This is a genomic window from Roseobacter insulae, assembly GCF_019375555.1.
GTDB classification, from domain to species: domain Bacteria; phylum Pseudomonadota; class Alphaproteobacteria; order Rhodobacterales; family Rhodobacteraceae; genus Roseobacter; species Roseobacter insulae.
In genome coordinates this window covers 98,773-113,888 of sequence record NZ_JAHXDN010000001.1, presented here as the reverse complement: position 1 = coordinate 113,888, position 15,116 = coordinate 98,773, and the positions used below count along the sequence as shown (strand labels likewise).

15 protein-coding genes are annotated in these 15,116 nt (G+C 60.5%); 6 read left to right on the top strand and 9 right to left on the bottom strand.

Going from position 1 to position 15,116, the window contains the following annotated elements; translation table 11 throughout:
* Nucleotides 1-9 precede the first annotated feature (9 nt).
* On the top strand, nt 10-306 hold the full coding sequence (locus KX928_RS00520) for a DUF1467 family protein (RefSeq protein ID WP_219497756.1): 297 nt from the start codon (nt 10-12) through the stop codon (nt 304-306).
* On the opposite strand, the gene KX928_RS00515 is transcribed toward KX928_RS00520, so the two are convergent.
* The 4 genes from KX928_RS00515 to KX928_RS00500 form a co-directional block, all read right to left on the bottom strand.
* The gene (locus KX928_RS00515) at nt 260-961 is read right to left on the bottom strand and encodes an EI24 domain-containing protein (RefSeq protein ID WP_219500009.1); all 702 of its coding nucleotides are present in this window, start codon (nt 959-961) and stop codon (nt 260-262) included. The two genes, KX928_RS00520 and KX928_RS00515, sit on opposite strands and share 47 nt — an antisense overlap.
* Nucleotides 958-1,536, bottom strand: coding sequence for a nitroreductase family protein (locus KX928_RS00510; RefSeq protein ID WP_219497754.1), 579 nt, complete (start codon nt 1,534-1,536; stop codon nt 958-960). Before KX928_RS00510 ends, KX928_RS00515 begins: the two co-directional genes overlap by 4 nt.
* A 16-nt stretch (nt 1,537-1,552) precedes the next feature.
* Nucleotides 1,553-2,653, bottom strand: coding sequence for a histone deacetylase-like amidohydrolase (locus KX928_RS00505; RefSeq protein WP_219497752.1), 1,101 nt, complete (start codon nt 2,651-2,653; stop codon nt 1,553-1,555).
* 74 nt (nt 2,654-2,727) lie between these two features.
* Entirely contained in the window at nt 2,728-3,207 is a 480-nt protein-coding gene (locus KX928_RS00500) for a VOC family protein (protein ID WP_219497750.1), read from the bottom strand.
* Nucleotides 3,208-3,400: 193 nt separating this feature from the next.
* On the opposite strand from KX928_RS00500, the gene KX928_RS00495 reads away from it, so the two are divergent.
* Complete coding sequence (locus KX928_RS00495) at nt 3,401-3,940, top strand: hypothetical protein (RefSeq protein ID WP_219497748.1); 540 nt, start codon at nt 3,401-3,403, stop codon at nt 3,938-3,940.
* Here the strand turns inward: KX928_RS00495 and trpS are convergent.
* On the bottom strand, nt 3,937-4,953 hold the full coding sequence (gene trpS, locus KX928_RS00490; protein ID WP_219497746.1) for a tryptophan--tRNA ligase: 1,017 nt from the start codon (nt 4,951-4,953) through the stop codon (nt 3,937-3,939). The genes KX928_RS00495 and trpS overlap by 4 nt on opposite strands.
* A 77-nt stretch (nt 4,954-5,030) precedes the next feature.
* Here trpS and KX928_RS00485 point away from each other — a divergent pair, with 77 nt between their 5' ends.
* Nucleotides 5,031-5,717, top strand: a complete 687-nt coding sequence (locus KX928_RS00485; RefSeq protein WP_219497744.1) for a rhomboid family intramembrane serine protease — start codon at nt 5,031-5,033, stop codon at nt 5,715-5,717.
* Between the two features lie 8 nt (nt 5,718-5,725).
* On the opposite strand, the gene murJ is transcribed toward KX928_RS00485, so the two are convergent.
* The 3 genes from murJ to KX928_RS00470 are packed head-to-tail and all read right to left on the bottom strand — an operon-like array spanning nt 5,726 to nt 11,232.
* Nucleotides 5,726-7,270, bottom strand: a complete 1,545-nt coding sequence (gene murJ / locus KX928_RS00480) for a murein biosynthesis integral membrane protein MurJ (protein ID WP_219497742.1) — start codon at nt 7,268-7,270, stop codon at nt 5,726-5,728.
* Complete coding sequence (locus tag KX928_RS00475) at nt 7,267-10,044, bottom strand: [protein-PII] uridylyltransferase (protein ID WP_219497739.1); 2,778 nt, start codon at nt 10,042-10,044, stop codon at nt 7,267-7,269. Before KX928_RS00475 ends, murJ begins: the two co-directional genes overlap by 4 nt.
* A gap of 9 nt (nt 10,045-10,053) precedes the next feature.
* Entirely contained in the window at nt 10,054-11,232 is a 1,179-nt protein-coding gene (locus KX928_RS00470) for a penicillin-binding protein activator (RefSeq protein ID WP_219497737.1), read from the bottom strand.
* Nucleotides 11,233-11,316: 84 nt separating this feature from the next.
* On the opposite strand from KX928_RS00470, the gene rsmI reads away from it, so the two are divergent.
* The 3 genes from rsmI (at nt 11,317) to gshB (ending at nt 13,560) form a co-directional block, all read left to right on the top strand.
* On the top strand, nt 11,317-12,174 hold the full coding sequence (gene rsmI, locus KX928_RS00465) for a 16S rRNA (cytidine(1402)-2'-O)-methyltransferase (RefSeq protein WP_219497735.1): 858 nt from the start codon (nt 11,317-11,319) through the stop codon (nt 12,172-12,174).
* Between the two features lie 6 nt (nt 12,175-12,180).
* The gene (locus KX928_RS00460; RefSeq protein ID WP_219497732.1) at nt 12,181-12,558 is read left to right on the top strand and encodes a YraN family protein; all 378 of its coding nucleotides are present in this window, start codon (nt 12,181-12,183) and stop codon (nt 12,556-12,558) included.
* A 66-nt stretch (nt 12,559-12,624) separates the two neighbouring features.
* On the top strand, nt 12,625-13,560 hold the full coding sequence (gene gshB, locus KX928_RS00455) for a glutathione synthase (RefSeq protein ID WP_219497730.1): 936 nt from the start codon (nt 12,625-12,627) through the stop codon (nt 13,558-13,560).
* On the opposite strand, the gene KX928_RS00450 is transcribed toward gshB, so the two are convergent.
* Nucleotides 13,557-15,071 (bottom strand): YifB family Mg chelatase-like AAA ATPase, encoded by a 1,515-nt coding sequence (locus KX928_RS00450; protein ID WP_219497728.1) that lies wholly within the window; start codon nt 15,069-15,071, stop codon nt 13,557-13,559. The genes gshB and KX928_RS00450 overlap by 4 nt on opposite strands.
* Between the last annotated feature and the right edge of the window lie 45 nt (nt 15,072-15,116).

The following is a 15,116-nucleotide window of genomic DNA, read 5'->3' as shown; positions in this document are numbered from 1 at the left end:
GACGCCCTGATGGGGATCACTTCTGCACTTGTCCTGTTCGCAGTCATCTGGTCGATGACCTTCCTCGTCGTTCTGCCCATTCGCGTACAGACCCAAGGCGATATCGGCAAGGTTGTACCCGGCACCCATGCGGGCGCGCCCGAGGTGCACAACCTGCGCAAGAAGGCGTGGGTGACCACCGCTATCAGTCTTGTGCTGTGGGCGATCATCTCGTCGATCATTATTTTTGAGGTGATCACCGTCCGCGATCTAGACTGGTTCAACCGCGGTGCGCCTGCCCCTGCAGCAAGTGGAACAGGTGGGTAAAGGTCGCTGCGCCCAGAATTGGGATCACGAGATTCAGGAGTGGTACGGATAGCGGAATGGCCATCAGCACACCCGCGATCCAGATTGTGATCATGTGACGTGACCGCATCTGTTTCGCCTGTGCCCGACCCACGCGGCGCATGGCGGCCAGGGTAAAATACTCCCGGCCCAGCAAAAACCCGTTGAGCCCCCAGAATATCAGCGGGGCGGCGGGCGCAAAGAGGATGTAGAGGATCAGGGCCAGCAGGTTGGCCCCGATCAGGACCCCCAGAAAGTTCACCATGTCGCGAAGCGCATCGGCGATGGGAACGGAGGCGGCTCGGGGCAAATGGGGATAATGCTCGTCTTCAACCGCCTGTGCCACCGCGTCGAGGAAAATCGAGGTAATCGCCGCGGCCACCGGGACCATGAGAAAAACCGACAGGACGGCCAGCAGGAAGGCCGACCCCCAGCTGACGAGATCGTTGAGCCAATGCACCTCGCCGATGAAGGGTAGGGTGGTCTGATCGCCCACCAGCCCGGACAGCAGCCAGACAAATCCGGCGCTTACGGCAACCAGAAGGACAAATGTCAGCCCGATGCCGAGCAACAGAACCCGGCGAAACCGCGGGTCTGTGATTTGTCCCAATGCGGCGAAGAAGGCGGTCAGGATCATCTGCTCACCCATGTCGTGATGCTGTCAACGTCTGGGCGCGGGCGCTCTGGTGGCGCAGTTGTTTCGGTTCCGATATGGATCAGACCCGCGATGCGCTCATGCGGTTCAAGCCCCAGGGCGTCCTGCATGAAAATTCTGTCATGGCTGGGCCAGCCACTGAGCCAGTTGGCCCCCCAGCCTGCTGCCAGCGCGGCGTTGAGGAGCGCCAGACACACGGCACCGGCGGAATAGGTCTGCTCCAATGCCGGAATTTTCTCGGACCGCTTTTGAACCTCGATTACGGCCACGGCCAGATGACCCTGATCGAATTGGCTGCGCCCTTTTGCAATCTGCTCCTGCTCAAGACCCAGCGCGCGGCTACAGGCTTCGGCGATATCTGCCAATCTGCCCATCGCGGGTTTTTCGATCACCATGAAACGCCAGGGTTCAAGTTTGCCATGATCCGGTGTCCGTGCGGCGGCTTGCAGCAACGGGGCAAGCTGCGTGGCCGATGGCACCGGCGGGCGCAGTGTTTTGGCAGGCCGCGACCGACGGCTCAGCAGGAAGTCCATGGCGGCAGGGTTGGCAGAGGGCATGCGTTGGGTCCGGATATCAGAGTTGTTGGGCGAGATGATCGATTTCAGCCTTGAGAAACGCGTCAAACCGGGGGCCGGGCTGTCGCACGTCCAACGCCGGGCCAAGAGGGTCGGGGGCGGTAATGGCACTGCCAGACAGGGCTTCGAGTGTCGCGTGGCCGCAAAACGGAACGTAGACTTCTGAATATCCACCTTCGTGCACCAGGACCAATCGCCCATCACACAGGGTTTCGGCGGCAGTTTTGACCCGCCGGGTCATCTGGCGGAAGGTATCCGCGGTGGCAAGCATTCGCGCCAGAGGATCAATTGCACTGGCGTCGTACCCGCAGGCAACAATGATGACGTCCGGTTTGAAAGCCTCGATCTGAGGCAGCACAACCGTGTCCATTGCATGTAGGTACGCCGTATGGCCGGCACCCGCTGGCAAGGGCAGGTTGATGTTGAAACCATCGCCTGCGCCCCTTCCGCGATCTGAGATGGCACCGGTGTCCAGTGGGTAATTCCCCTCTTGGTGCAAGGAAATTGTCAGCACATCGTCGCGGTCATAATAGATGGCCTCGGTACCGTTGCCATGATGGACATCCCAATCCAGCACCGCGACACGGTTCGCCAGGCCCTTAGACTGGGCCTCTTCAACAGCGATTGCAATATTGGCCAACAGGCAAAAACCATTTGGGAAGTCCGGCAAGCAATGATGCCCCGGCGGGCGGGACAGCGCATATGCATTATCCACAGCGCCGGTCATGACCGCATCCACTGCGGCCACGGCCAGCCCCGCAGAGAGTGCGGCGATCTCATAGCCACCGGCGGCGAAAGGGGTACGGCGCCCCAGCTCACCGCCGCCTGCGTCCGAAAGGCTTTTGAAGCGGTCCAGATAGCCTACCGGATGCACGCGCAGCAACGCCTCGCGGCTGGCCATGGGGGCACTGCGCATGTCCAGTTCCGCGGAAATGCCCGTGACATCCATGAGGTTTTTCAGGCGCCGTTTCGTTTCCGGGTTCTCCGGCAGACCACCTGCGGCCAGCGGCTGCACATGGCCCCCGATCGGCAGGGTGAAGGCATAGTTACCCCCCCCATGCCAGAAGCATTTTTCATCCCAGAAAAAACCGGTTGCCATCGATATCCCCGTTGTTGGACCCTGAGCAGAAAGTGGCGCAGTGCCGCCCGATTGTCCATGCAAAGAGCAGGTGTCTAATCCGCCTCGGCCAGCAGCGCCGCGACGTCCAGCGGATCGTTCACCATGGCAAGTGCGCCGGTGTCATCACGGGGCCAGTCCTGCGGGTCGCGGTCACGGTAAAGCTCGACGCCGTTGCCGTCCGGGTCCCGCAGGTAAACCGCTTCACTGACGCCATGGTCCGCGGCGCCGTCAAGGGCAATGCCGACGTCATGGACGCGCTTGAGCACTGTCGCCAGGCTTTTTCGGTCCGGGTAAAGGAAGGCGGCGTGGTACAGCCCGGTGTGCCTTTCGGGCGGCGGCAATGCACCTGCGCTGTGCCAGGTGTTCAGACCGATATGGTGGTGATATCCGCCAGCGCCCAGAAAGGCTGCCGCATTGCCGTAGCGCTGGGTCACCTCAAAGCCCAGAACGTCACGGTAGAATGATATCGCGCGCTCCAAGTCCGACACTTTGAGATGCACGTGTCCAACGCTGGCGTGTGCCGAATGCGACATTTCAGGATCCTTTTATCTGGGTCACTTTGGAGACATAGGCGTGGGCCGGCTGCGAAACCAGATGTCCCGGCGCGCAGCATCTGTGCATTAACCAAAGTTGCAGATCGGCAATTTTTCGCCTTATAGGGGAAGAGCGTGAGACACAATCCGCCGCCTGTGCTAGTTTTGAGTCTCCGAGGATGGAGGTAACACTATGTCTCGCTTGGCAAATTTGGTGATGTCGAGAGATTTCTACCAAAAGATCGCTGAGACTCCGCAGGGCAGTTTTCTGGCGCTCTGTGGTGCTTTGGTGTTTGCGATCGCGGTGCTCTGGACCAAGATTTTCATGGTTGTCGCCGCTGGTATGGCGGGTACGGCGCTGAGTTTCTGGCTGCACCAGTTGCAGAAATCCGACAATCCCTACCGCGACCTGAAGCCCATTTGGGGCCTGCGTCGCACCACGGTGATCACCTTTACCAGCATCTTCACGGCCATTCTGGCACTTGTTTTCTTTCTCAAGGGAATCACCTTACCTGAAAATCAGAGTGTGTTTGCGGCATTCTGTACGGCCAGTGCCTACGCTTGCTTTGCATTCAGCGTTTCGTCATTCGTGTTCGGTCACCAGCGTGTCTCCTCGGCGAAGCGCAGGCTGGCACAGGCGGGTGTCGAGCAGACCCATGCATGGCGCGTCGAAGCGGACAGACCGCATGAAAGCACCTTCCTTCGCAACGTTTTGCAGAAGGTCACCGACTAGCGAACCATCCCCATGATTTCGTAGGTCTTCTCAAGGATCGGGACCGTGATTTCGCGCGCCTGTTCGGCCCCTCGCGCCAGGATGCGGTCAATTTCTGCGGGGTCCGACATCAACCGGGCCATTTCCGTTGAGATCGGAGAGAGCTTGGCGACGGCAAGTTCCGCCAGCAGCGGTTTGAAGCTGCCAAATTGCTGACCACCGACCTCGTTCAAAACCTGATCGACCGACTGATCGCTCAGAGCGGCGTAAATATTCACCAGATTGCGCGCTTCGGGACGTTCGGTCAGGCCCTCTGTCTCGGAGGGCAGGGCATCCGGATCTGTCTTGGCCTTGCGGATTTTCCTGGCGATTGTATCGGCATCATCGGTCATATTGATGCGCGAGGCATCCGAGGGGTCGGATTTCGACATTTTCTTGGAACCGTCACGCAGCGACATCACACGGGTGGCGGCACCTTCGATCACCGGTTCGGTGATGGGAAAGAAATCGACGCCATAGTCGTGGTTGAACTTCGTTGCGATGTCGCGGGTCAATTCAAGATGCTGCTTCTGATCCTCGCCAACCGGAACGTGCGTTGCGTGGTAAACCAGAATGTCGGCGGCCATCAGGGCCGGATACCCGAACAGCCCCAGCGATACATTTTGCGTATTCTTGCCGGCCTTGTCCTTGAACTGCGTCATGCGCTGCATCCATCCCATGCGCGCCACGCAGGAAAACACCCATCCCAATTGCGCGTGCTCGGGCACCTGGCTCTGGTTGATCAGGATCGATTTTTCAGGGCTGATGCCGCTGGCGATGAACCCCGCCGCAAGCTCACGCGTGTTGTGGCGCAGGTCAGCAGGGTCCTGCCACACCGTGATCGCGTGCAGGTCAACCATGCAGTAAACGGTTGGCAGACCTTCCTCCTGCATCTGTACGAAACGCTTGATCGCACCCAGATAATTGCCCAGCGTCAGCCCGCCCGACGGCTGAATGCCGGAGAAAACGCGGGGCGTAAAAGTCGGGGTTGTCATGTCACGTTCCGTTCAGGCTGGAAAAGCAGTTTGCGCTGGCTTACCCATGGGCCAGAGCATCGTCAAGGAATGAGCCCATGCACGACCACAAAGAAGCCCCCCCGGTCAATCCGCTACCCCCTGTCGTGGTGATCCTGTTCCTGGCCGTCATCCTGCCCGAGGCGGCTTTCAGCCTTGGTGCGAAAGGGGTGATCGGCGGTGCCGAAGCGGTTGGATGGCGGCTGGCGGCCATTCAGAGCTACGGGTTTTCCGGCGACATCTTTGACTGGATGGTGACCAACGGGCGATGGCTGCCCGAGCATCTGGTGAGGTTCCTCACATACCCCTTCGTGCACACAAGCTTTACCGGCACTCTGTTCGCGGCGGTGCTGCTGCTTGCCCTGGGCAAGCTTGTCGGCGAGGTCATGGGGCAGGTCGCAGTGCTTGTCCTCTTCGTCGGAGGCGGCATTTTCGGGGCCTTGCTCTACGCCCTGACGCTCAATGATCCGGAGTGGCTGGTGGGGGGCTTTCCGTCGGTCTATGGCCTCATCGGCGGGTATTCCTTTGTCATGTGGCAAAGCCTTGCTGCCCGGGGCGAAGAACAGTTACGGGCCTTTACCCTGATCGCCATGCTGATGGGATTGCAGCTGATCTGGGGCGTGTTTTTTGACGTTGGAAACGGATGGGTCGCGGATCTCTTTGGCTTTGTCTTTGGGTTTGCCGCCTCTGCTCTCTTGGTGCCGGGAGGTGTGGCCCGCGTTTTGGATGCGTTGCGCAGAAACTGACAGGCGGCTCAGGCAGAGCGGCGTAGCGCCCCCCGGATTTCCGATATCTTGATCGCCCCGATAAGATGCGCGAAACCGAAATAGCTGACCATACCAATGGTGATCAGGATGACGAGCGCCAACCCGCGCCACCATGCCATCCCGAGAAACGGGCTCAGAAGGATGTTGCCGAACCAAAGCGCAACGCCCATCAGCCCCGACGCCAGAACCATGCGCCAGATCCGGCGTTTGAAACGTGTATCAAAACGCGCAACATCGCCATATTGCCTGGCGCCGACGCGCAGCAGCGCCACCATCATCCAGGCGGCGGCGGAGGTCGCAATTGCCGGGGCGATCCAGCCGACGACCGGTGCCAGCCCAATGGCAAGGGCCGCATTCACAACCATCGAAACCACGGCATAATGAAACGGACGCCGCGTATCTTCGCGGGCAAAAAATACCGGCTGCATGATCTTTTGCAGGACGAATGCGGGCAGACCCAGCCCATAGATCGCGACCGCGACGGCGATGGCGGCGGTATCGTCCACCGTGGCCGCGCCACGTTCAAACAAGACCGACACCAGAGGAAACGGCACGACGACCAATGCCACGGCAGCAGGAATGGTCAGCGCCAGTGAAACTTCGGCGGCGCGGCTCAGGGCGCTTCGGGCGCCGGTGTCATCGTTGGCCTGCAAGCGCCGGGACAGATCGGGCAGCAACACCACACCCACCGCGATGCCGACCACGCCCAGCGGCAACTGGTAGAGGCGGTCTGCCGCAAAAAGCCAGCCCACCGCCTTGTCGAAATAGCTTGCGACCTGTTGTCCGACCAGCAGGTTGATCTGCACGACACCCCCCGCCAGAGCCGCCGGGATCGCCACTTTGATCAGGCGTCGCATATCCGCCGTCATGCTTGGGCGCTTGACTTTGAGGGTGAAGCCCGCGCGTTTGGCGGCGATCCACAAAAGGGCGAATTGCGCAACACCGGCAACGGGGATGGCCCAGACAAGCGCCCGCGCGATATCACCTCCCAGGTAGGCGGCGGCGGCCATTGCGCTGATCAGCAGGATGTTGAGCAACACGGGCGCCGCCGCCGCCGCGGCAAACCGGCCGGCCGCGTTGAGCATGCCGGACAGAAGGGCTGCCAGCGAGATGAAGAGGATGTAGGGAAATGCGATCCGTCCGAATTCCACGGATAGTCCAAATTGTTCCTGACCCGCAAAGCCTGACGCCAGCGCGTAGATCAACCAGGGCATGGCCGCCATGGCGATCAGCGTCAAGGCAATCAGGATTGTCGTCAGCCCGGCAAAGGCATCGGAGGCAAAGCCGTCCGGATCATCGCCGCCTTCGAGACGTTTTGAGAACATCGGCACGAAGGCCATGTTGAACGCGCCCTCTGCGAAAAACCGGCGGAACATGTTGGGCAGGCGGAAAGCGACGACATAGGCTTGGTAGAGCGGCCCGGTCCCGAGGAAGGCGAGGATCATCGCATCGCGTATGAACCCCAGAATGCGACTCATCATCGTCCAGCCACCGACGGTAAAAAACCCGGACAACAGGCGGATGGGGGTCACTCTTTTGCCCTTTCAACACCTTCGTCGATCGCTTGCCTCAGTTTTCTCTCAAGGGCGCGCTGTTTGTTCTCCGAATGGTATTTCAGACCGAACATGTCCTTGACGTAAAAGGTATCAACGACCTGCTCGCCATAGGTCGCAATGACGGCATTCGCGATATAGACATTGGCATTGGCAAGGGTGCGTGCCAGATCGTAAAGCAGCCCGGGCCGGTCACGCGTGTCGACCTCGATAATCGTGTAAATTTCCGATCCTTCGTTGTCGAAGGTGATGTGCGTGGGCACCTTGAAAGCGCGCTCTCGCTTCTTGACCTTGTCTTTCGACTTGAAGGCTTCGCGGGCCAGAACCTCGCCGCGCAGGGTTTTTTCGATCATCTGGCGCAAGCGCGGCAGCCGCGCCGCATCATAGGGGTTTCCGTCGCTGTCCTGAATCCAGTAGGCGTCGGTGACCATGCCATCTTTGGTCGTATAGCTCCGCGCATCCACCACGTTGGCGCCAACCAGCGCAAGCGCACCTGCCAGACGTGCAAATATGCCGGGATGGTCGGCCATGACGAAACACGCGCGGGTGGCATCGCGCTCTTCGTCCGGGTGCAGATCAATCAGGATTTCATCATCCTTCACATCCCGCAACATCCGGGCAAAAACCACGTGTGCCGTTACATGCAGCGCCTGCCAGTAAGGATCATAGTGGCGGGAGGTTTCCTTTTGCAGCTCTTTGCGTGGCCAGTCGCTGAGCGCCTCGCGCAACGCACGTTTGGCTTCGACGCCGCGGTTTTCGCGGTTAAGGTCTTCCAGACCGGTCTCCAGCGCCCGCCGCGTCTGGCGGTACAGCGCACGGATCAGGACAGCTTTCCAGTTATTCCACGTGGTCGGACCCACACCGCGAATGTCACAGACCGTCAACACACAGAGCAGATCCAGCCGTTTAACGGTCTGCACGGCCTTGGCGAAATCACGCACCGTGCGCGGGTCGGCGATGTCGCGTTTCTGCGCCATGTCGGACATCAGAAGATGGTAGCGCACCAGCCATTCAACCGTATCGGTATCGGCCTTGCTCAGGCCCAGCCGCGGCGCGATCTTGCGCGCCATCTGGGCCCCGAGGATGGAGTGATCTTCGGAACGTCCCTTGCCGATGTCGTGGAGCAGCAGGGCGGTATAGAGGGTTTTTCGGTCGAGACCGCGCTTCAGGATCGAAGAGGCGACGGGCAGGTCTTCTTCCAGCTCTCCACGCTCGATCTGGGCCAGGTTGGCGATGCATTGGATGATGTGCTCGTCTACAGTGTAACTGTGATACATATTGAACTGCATCATCGCGACGATGGGCTCAAATTCCGGTACGAAGGCCGACAGAACGCCTAATTCGTTCATGCGCCGCAGCGCCCGTTCGGGATTGCCGTGCTTCAGCAGCAAATCGAAGAAAATGCGCCGCGCTTCGGGGTCGGTGCGCACCTCGCCATCTATGAGATGCAGGTTTGATTTGATCAGGCGCATCGCATCGGGGTGGATGAGCATACCGGTTCGGAGCGCTTCTTCGAACAGTCGCAACAGGTTCAGCTTGTCGGACAGAAAGGCCTTGTCGTCTTTCAGCGCGATCCGGTTGTGGACAACGACGTATCCCTCCTTGACCTTTGGCCGGCGTCGGAAAATCCGCTCCAGTATGGGTTCGGCCTTGACGTGATCGGCTTCAAGTTTCGTGATGAAAATCCGGGTCAGATCGCCGACTTCTGTTGCGTGCAAGAAGAAATCCTGCATGAATATCTCGACCGCGCGGCGGCCTTTCACATCTTCGTACCCCATCGCCTCGGCCACCATGACCTGCATGTCAAAGGTCAGCTGTTCCGTGGCTCTGTTATTGATCAGGTGAAGATGCCCGCGCACGGCCCAGAGGAAGTTTTCAGCGGCGACAAATCCCCTAAACTCGTCTTCCGTGAAAACGCCCAGATCCACCAGGTCAGCCGCGTCATTCACGCTGTGGATGTACTTGGCAATCCAGTAGAGCGATTGCAGATCGCGCAGGCCGCCCTTGCCCTCTTTCACATTGGGTTCGACGACATAGCGCTGGCCGTACTTGATGTGCCGCGCCTCGCGCTCGTTCAGCTTCGCCTCGACGAATTCCCGCCCCGAGCCCGCAAACAAATCCTTTCGAAGCCGCTCTGCGAGCTGGCCCGCAAGCGCAGCGTCACCCGCCAGAAACCGCTGTTCGAGCATGGCGGTACGGATCGTGAAGTCTTCCGCGCCCAATCTCAGGCATTCCACGATTGTCCGGCTGGCATGACCGACTTTCAGCTTCAGATCCCACAGGATGTAGAGCATGGATTCGATGACGCTCTCCGCCCATGCGGTGATCTTGTAAGGCGTCAGGAAGAGCAGATCGACATCTGAAAACGGCGCCATTTCGCCACGCCCGTACCCGCCCACGGCAATGACCGCCAGATGTTCGCTCGCGGTCGGATTCGGCTTGGGATGCAGCACAGCCTTCGCGACATGCAGCGCGGATTTGACCAGATTATCCGTCAGGAACGTGTAAGCGCGCGTCATGGGGCGCGCGTCAAACGGGCGCTCGGCAAAAGCCTTGGCGATGTTTTCGCGCCCGTGTTTTTGACGCGCCTTCAGCAAAGTGACCGCGATGGACCGGATCTCTGCGGATGTGGAGGTACCTTTCAAGGCGTCTTTGAGGCCCTGATCAAACGCGCCGGTGTCGAAAATCTGCTCTGGCGCGCAGATCAACCCCCCCGCTGGAGGCGCATCAACCTGCTGAACTGAAGGGGCCATTTGGGTGCCTTAGAATCCTGCGCCGCCGAAAGACTGTGGTGCCGGGCTGACAATCACCACCTGCGCATCGGTAATGGTGGCCACCGCCAATCCGCGTTCGTTGGTGCCATCGGGTCGTAGCCGGAAGATACCGCTGGCGCCGCGGAAACCGGCACCCTGCGTGAGGGCCGCCCCGGTCAGCGCATCGGACTGACCCTGGCTGACCAACGCACCAATCGCCGCGATGCCGTCAAAGGCGAGACCGCCAATGGGATGCGGCAGGCTGCCATACGCACTTTGGTACTGTGCACTGAAAGCTGCCGTCGCGTTCGGGTCCGGAACCGCGAACCAGCCGCCCTGCACCCCCGGCAGGCTGAGCGTTTGGGGCGGGATGTCCCAGCGTGTCAGGCCGATGAATTGCGAAGTTTCGGTTGTGACCCCGGCTTCTGGCAGGAGTTGCGACAGCAAGGGCAGCGCCGTGGCCGTGTCTGTGGTCATGAAGACGGCATCCGCGGCGTTGCTTTCCACCGCTGATTTGACCTGGGGGATCGCCGCGATGACGTCCTGTTGTGACAATGCGTACCCGACGGAGCCCACCACCGACGCGCCTTGCGCCGCGACCGCGTTGCTGATCGCATCACGCCCCTGGGTTCCAGCAGAATCCTGCCCATATACGATCACAAAGCGTTCCTTGCCCTGCGCGCGGGCGTGGCCAACCATGCGGTTGGCGGTGTTTTGGAAGGTCTGGCCCAGAACAAATACGTTGCCACCTGCAATCGCCGCATTGTTGGAGAACGACAGCACGCTGACACCTTTGCCGGACACAGCGTTGCCCACCGCATTGGCAGAAGCCGCATAGACCGGACCGAGAATAATCTTGGCGCCCTCGTCTATTGCCTGCTCGGCGCGGGCGGCGGCTGTCGCCGCATCTCCCCCGGTCTGATACACGCGCAGGTCCACCGACGCGCCGTTGAGATCTCGCATCGCCAGCCGCGCTGCGTTTTCAAGGCTTTGTGCGAGAATGGCGTCGCCGGTCTGGCCTGAACCGCTGGGAACCAGCAACGCCACGGGCACGGCCTCGCCCGTATTGATGCTGGGTCCTCCGCCAAATCCCCCGGGGACCTGATCGCAAGCCGCCAGCGCCAATGCGATGAAAGGCAAAGTGGCGGCGCGCAAGACCTTGCGGGCGAATGGGAAAACAGCAAACATATGCAAACACTCCAGCGATCAAAGTTTAGGCGCGAGATCGCGCTCTTGCCGCAATCATAGACGTCACGAAAGGCGGGTCCAGCGTTGAATTTTCAAAAGGTGTCTCTGAGCGCCGGCCTGTACTTTGTCGGTGTGCCGATCGGGACCGCACGCGATATCACGCTGCGGGCCTTGGACGTGCTGGCGTCCGCGGAGGTATTGGCCGCCGAAGATACGCGCAGTTTACGTCGGCTGATGGACATTCACGGCATTCCGTTGGTGGGCCGTCCGATGATCGCCCTGCATGATCACAGCGGGGAGGGGGTAAGCGCGCGCCTGCTCAAGGCCATTGGGGACGGGAAATCGGTTGCCTATGCATCCGAAGCCGGGATGCCGCTCATCGCGGACCCCGGGTTCGAGCTGGGCCGTGCGGCGGGCCAGGCAGGGTGTATGATCACCTGCGCCCCCGGACCGTCGGCGCTGCTCACCGCGCTGGTTCTGGCCGGGTTACCGACGGATGCATTCCATTTCGCGGGGTTCCTGCCCAACGCAAAAGCCGCGCGGCGGGCCGCCCTTGAGGCGTTGCGCGACATTCCCGGCACGCTCGTCTTTTATGAAAGCCCGAAACGGCTGGCGGCAATGCTGGCGGATGCAGGCAGCGTGTTGGGGCGCGAACGATCCGGTGTTGTCTGCCGCGAACTGACCAAAAAATTCGAAGAGGTTCAGCGCGGTACGCTGGAAGAACTGGCCGCACGGTACGAGGCCCGGTCCGCGAAGGGCGAAATCGTGGTTCTGATCGACCGCAACCGTTCAGAAACCGTTAGTGAAGATGCCCTAAAGATCGATCTGGTGCAGGCCCTGGAAGCACTGTCGATGCGTGATGCCGTGGACATGATCGCAAAGGCGCATGACGTCCCGAGACGTCAGGTCTATCAATTGGCGCTGGAACTCTCGAAGGAGTAAGACACCATGGTACAAAAGGCGCGCACGGCGACCGGCCAGATGGCCTATCACGCCGGCAGCGCGGCCGAGGAAATCGTCGCGGCAGAGTATGAGAAGCGTGGCTTTGCGGTATTGGAAACCCGATGGCGCGGCCTCGGTGGCGAGATTGATCTGATTGCCCAAAAGGCGGCCATGCTCGTCTTCATAGAAGTCAAGAAAAGCAAGAGCTTCGCCGCCGCGGCCAGCCGCATCAGCAAACGGCAGATGCAGCGGATCTGCGTGTCGGCGGAACAGTATCTGGTGACCCAGCCAATGGGCGCACTGACGGAGTGCCGTTTTGACGCGGCCCTCGTCGACGCTGTCGGAGCGGTGCAGATCATTGAGAACGCGTTTGAAGTCTCATGATTTGGTGAAGCCATTGCACCTTTGCAGTCGCTGGGCCATGTAGAGTGCAGCAATGCAGGAGTGGCCATGAAAATCGCCTTTCAGATGGACCCGATCGGGGCCGTAGACATCACCGCGGACAGCTCGTTCCGCCTGGCCGAGGAAGCACAGGCGCGGGGGCATGATCTGTTTTTCTACTCGCCCGATCATCTTGCCTATCAGGAGGGGCGTATTACGGCGCGGGGGCATGATCTGCGGGTTCAGCGGGTGCAGGGCGATCACGCACATCTCGGGCACGCCCGCGAAGTCGATTTGGCGGATTTCGATGTTGTCTGGCTGCGGCAAGATCCGCCCTTCGACATGCATTACATTACATCCACCCACCTGTTGGACCGGCTGACCCCGGATACGCTGGTGGTGAATGACCCGTTCTGGGTCCGCAATTATCCTGAAAAGCTGCTGGTGCTGGACTATCCCGATCTGACCCCGCCCACCAGCATTGCGCGGGATCTGTCGACCATCAAGGCGTTCAAGGAAAAGCACGGAGATATCATTCTCAAGCCGCTTTACGGCAACGGTGGCGCGGGCGTGTTTCGTCTGGATGCCAATGACCGCAACCTCAGCTCGCTGCACGAGCTGTTCACCGGATTCTCCCGCGAGCCCCTGATCGTTCAGAAATTTCTGCCGGATGTTTCCAAGGGAGATAAACGTGTGATCCTTGTGGATGGCGAGGCTGTCGGGGCGATCAACCGGGTCCCGGCTGCGGGAGAAACACGGTCGAACATGCATGTCGGCGGGCGACCGGAGAAGATCGGCCTGACGGAGCGGGACCTGGAAATCTGTGCGGCCATCGGACCCTTGCTGAAGGAAAAGGGCCAGATTTTCGTCGGGATCGACGTGATCGGTGACTACCTGACGGAAATCAACGTGACATCGCCCACCGGTATTCAGGAACTGGAACGGTTTGACAACGTCAACATTGCCGCGAAAATCTGGGAGGCCATCGAGGCACGGATATCCTAGGCTTCCGCCGGACTGGCAAGGCGGAAGCTGATGGCTTCCGCGACATGCGGCCGACGCACAGCCTCGGAGCCGTCAAGGTCGGCGATGGTACGTGCGACGCGCATAACCCGGTGATACCCTCTGGCTGACAGGTTGAAGCGTTCCGCTGCGCGCAATAGCAACTCGCGCCCTTGCGTGTCGGGCGTCGCGATCTCTTCAAGAGCCTCGCCTGCGGCATCGGCATTGGTGCGCACCCCGGGCCGGTCCGCGTAGCGCCTGCTTTGCACCGCCTCGGCCGCAGCCACGCGCGCGGCGACGGACGCGGATTTTTCGCCATTTGCGGGCAGATCGAGATCAGTATAGGTCACGGGCGGCACATCGACGCGCAGGTCGAACCGGTCCATCAACGGACCCGAGATGCGCCCCAGATAGTCCTGACCACACTGCGGAACACGGGCACATGCGCGTTCAGGGTCGGACAGATACCCGCATTTACAGGGGTTTGCCGCGGCCACCAGCATGAACCGGCAGGGATATCTGACATGTGCGTTGGCACGAGAGACCATTACTTCGGCGGTCTCCACCGGCTGGCGCAGCGTCTCAAGCACATTGCGCTGGTACTCCGGGAACTCATCCATGAACAGAACCCCGTTGTGCGCCAGCGAGACTTCTCCGGGTTTTGCCATGCGGCCACCGCCGATAATGGCCGCCATCGAGGATGTGTGGTGCGGGTCCCGAAAGGGCCGGTTTCGGGTGATGCCACCTTCGTCCAGCAATCCTGCGACCGAGTGGATCATGGAGGTCTCCAGGGCTTCCATAGCGGTCATCGGGGGTAAAATGCCGGGCAGTCGCTGGGCAAGCATGGACTTGCCGGAGCCGGGTGTGCCGATAAAGATCAGGTGGTGCCGGCCTGCCGCGGCAATCTCCAATGCGCGCTTGGCGCGTTCCTGTCCCTTCACCTCAGACAGATCACTGCGCTGGGGCGATGCGGGGATTTCTCCCGGCTGGGCCTGTGCGATGGGAACCTGTCCTGTGAAGTGGCGCACCACGTCACCCAGTGATTTTGCGGCTGTCACGCGCGCGTCGCTGACCCATGCCGCTTCGCGTCCGCAGGCTTCGGGGCACAGCAGATCATAGCCTTCGGAAGCGGCAGTCATGGCCGCCGGCAGGGCGCCGGTCACGGGTACGATTTTACCATCGAGCGACAACTCACCCATTGCGATGACTGATTGCGTGATGTCTCTGGGAATAATGTCGAGAGCGGCGAGCAGCGAGACGGCGATCGGCAGGTCGAAATGGCTCCCCTCCTTTGGCAGATCCGCAGGGCTGAGGTTTATGGTCACCTTTTTCGACGGAAACGCGATGGCCATGCAGGCCAGCGCAGCGCGCACCCTCTCCTTGGCCTCCGACACCGTTTTGTCGGGCAGACCCACGATGCTGAAACCCGGCAGGCCCGATGACAGGGAACATTGCACTTCCACGAGGCAGGCTTCCACCCCCCGAAAGGCAACCGAATGCGCAACAGAAACCACGAGACCCCCTTCCGATCATCAAGGTTAATCGGTACTTTACGGGGG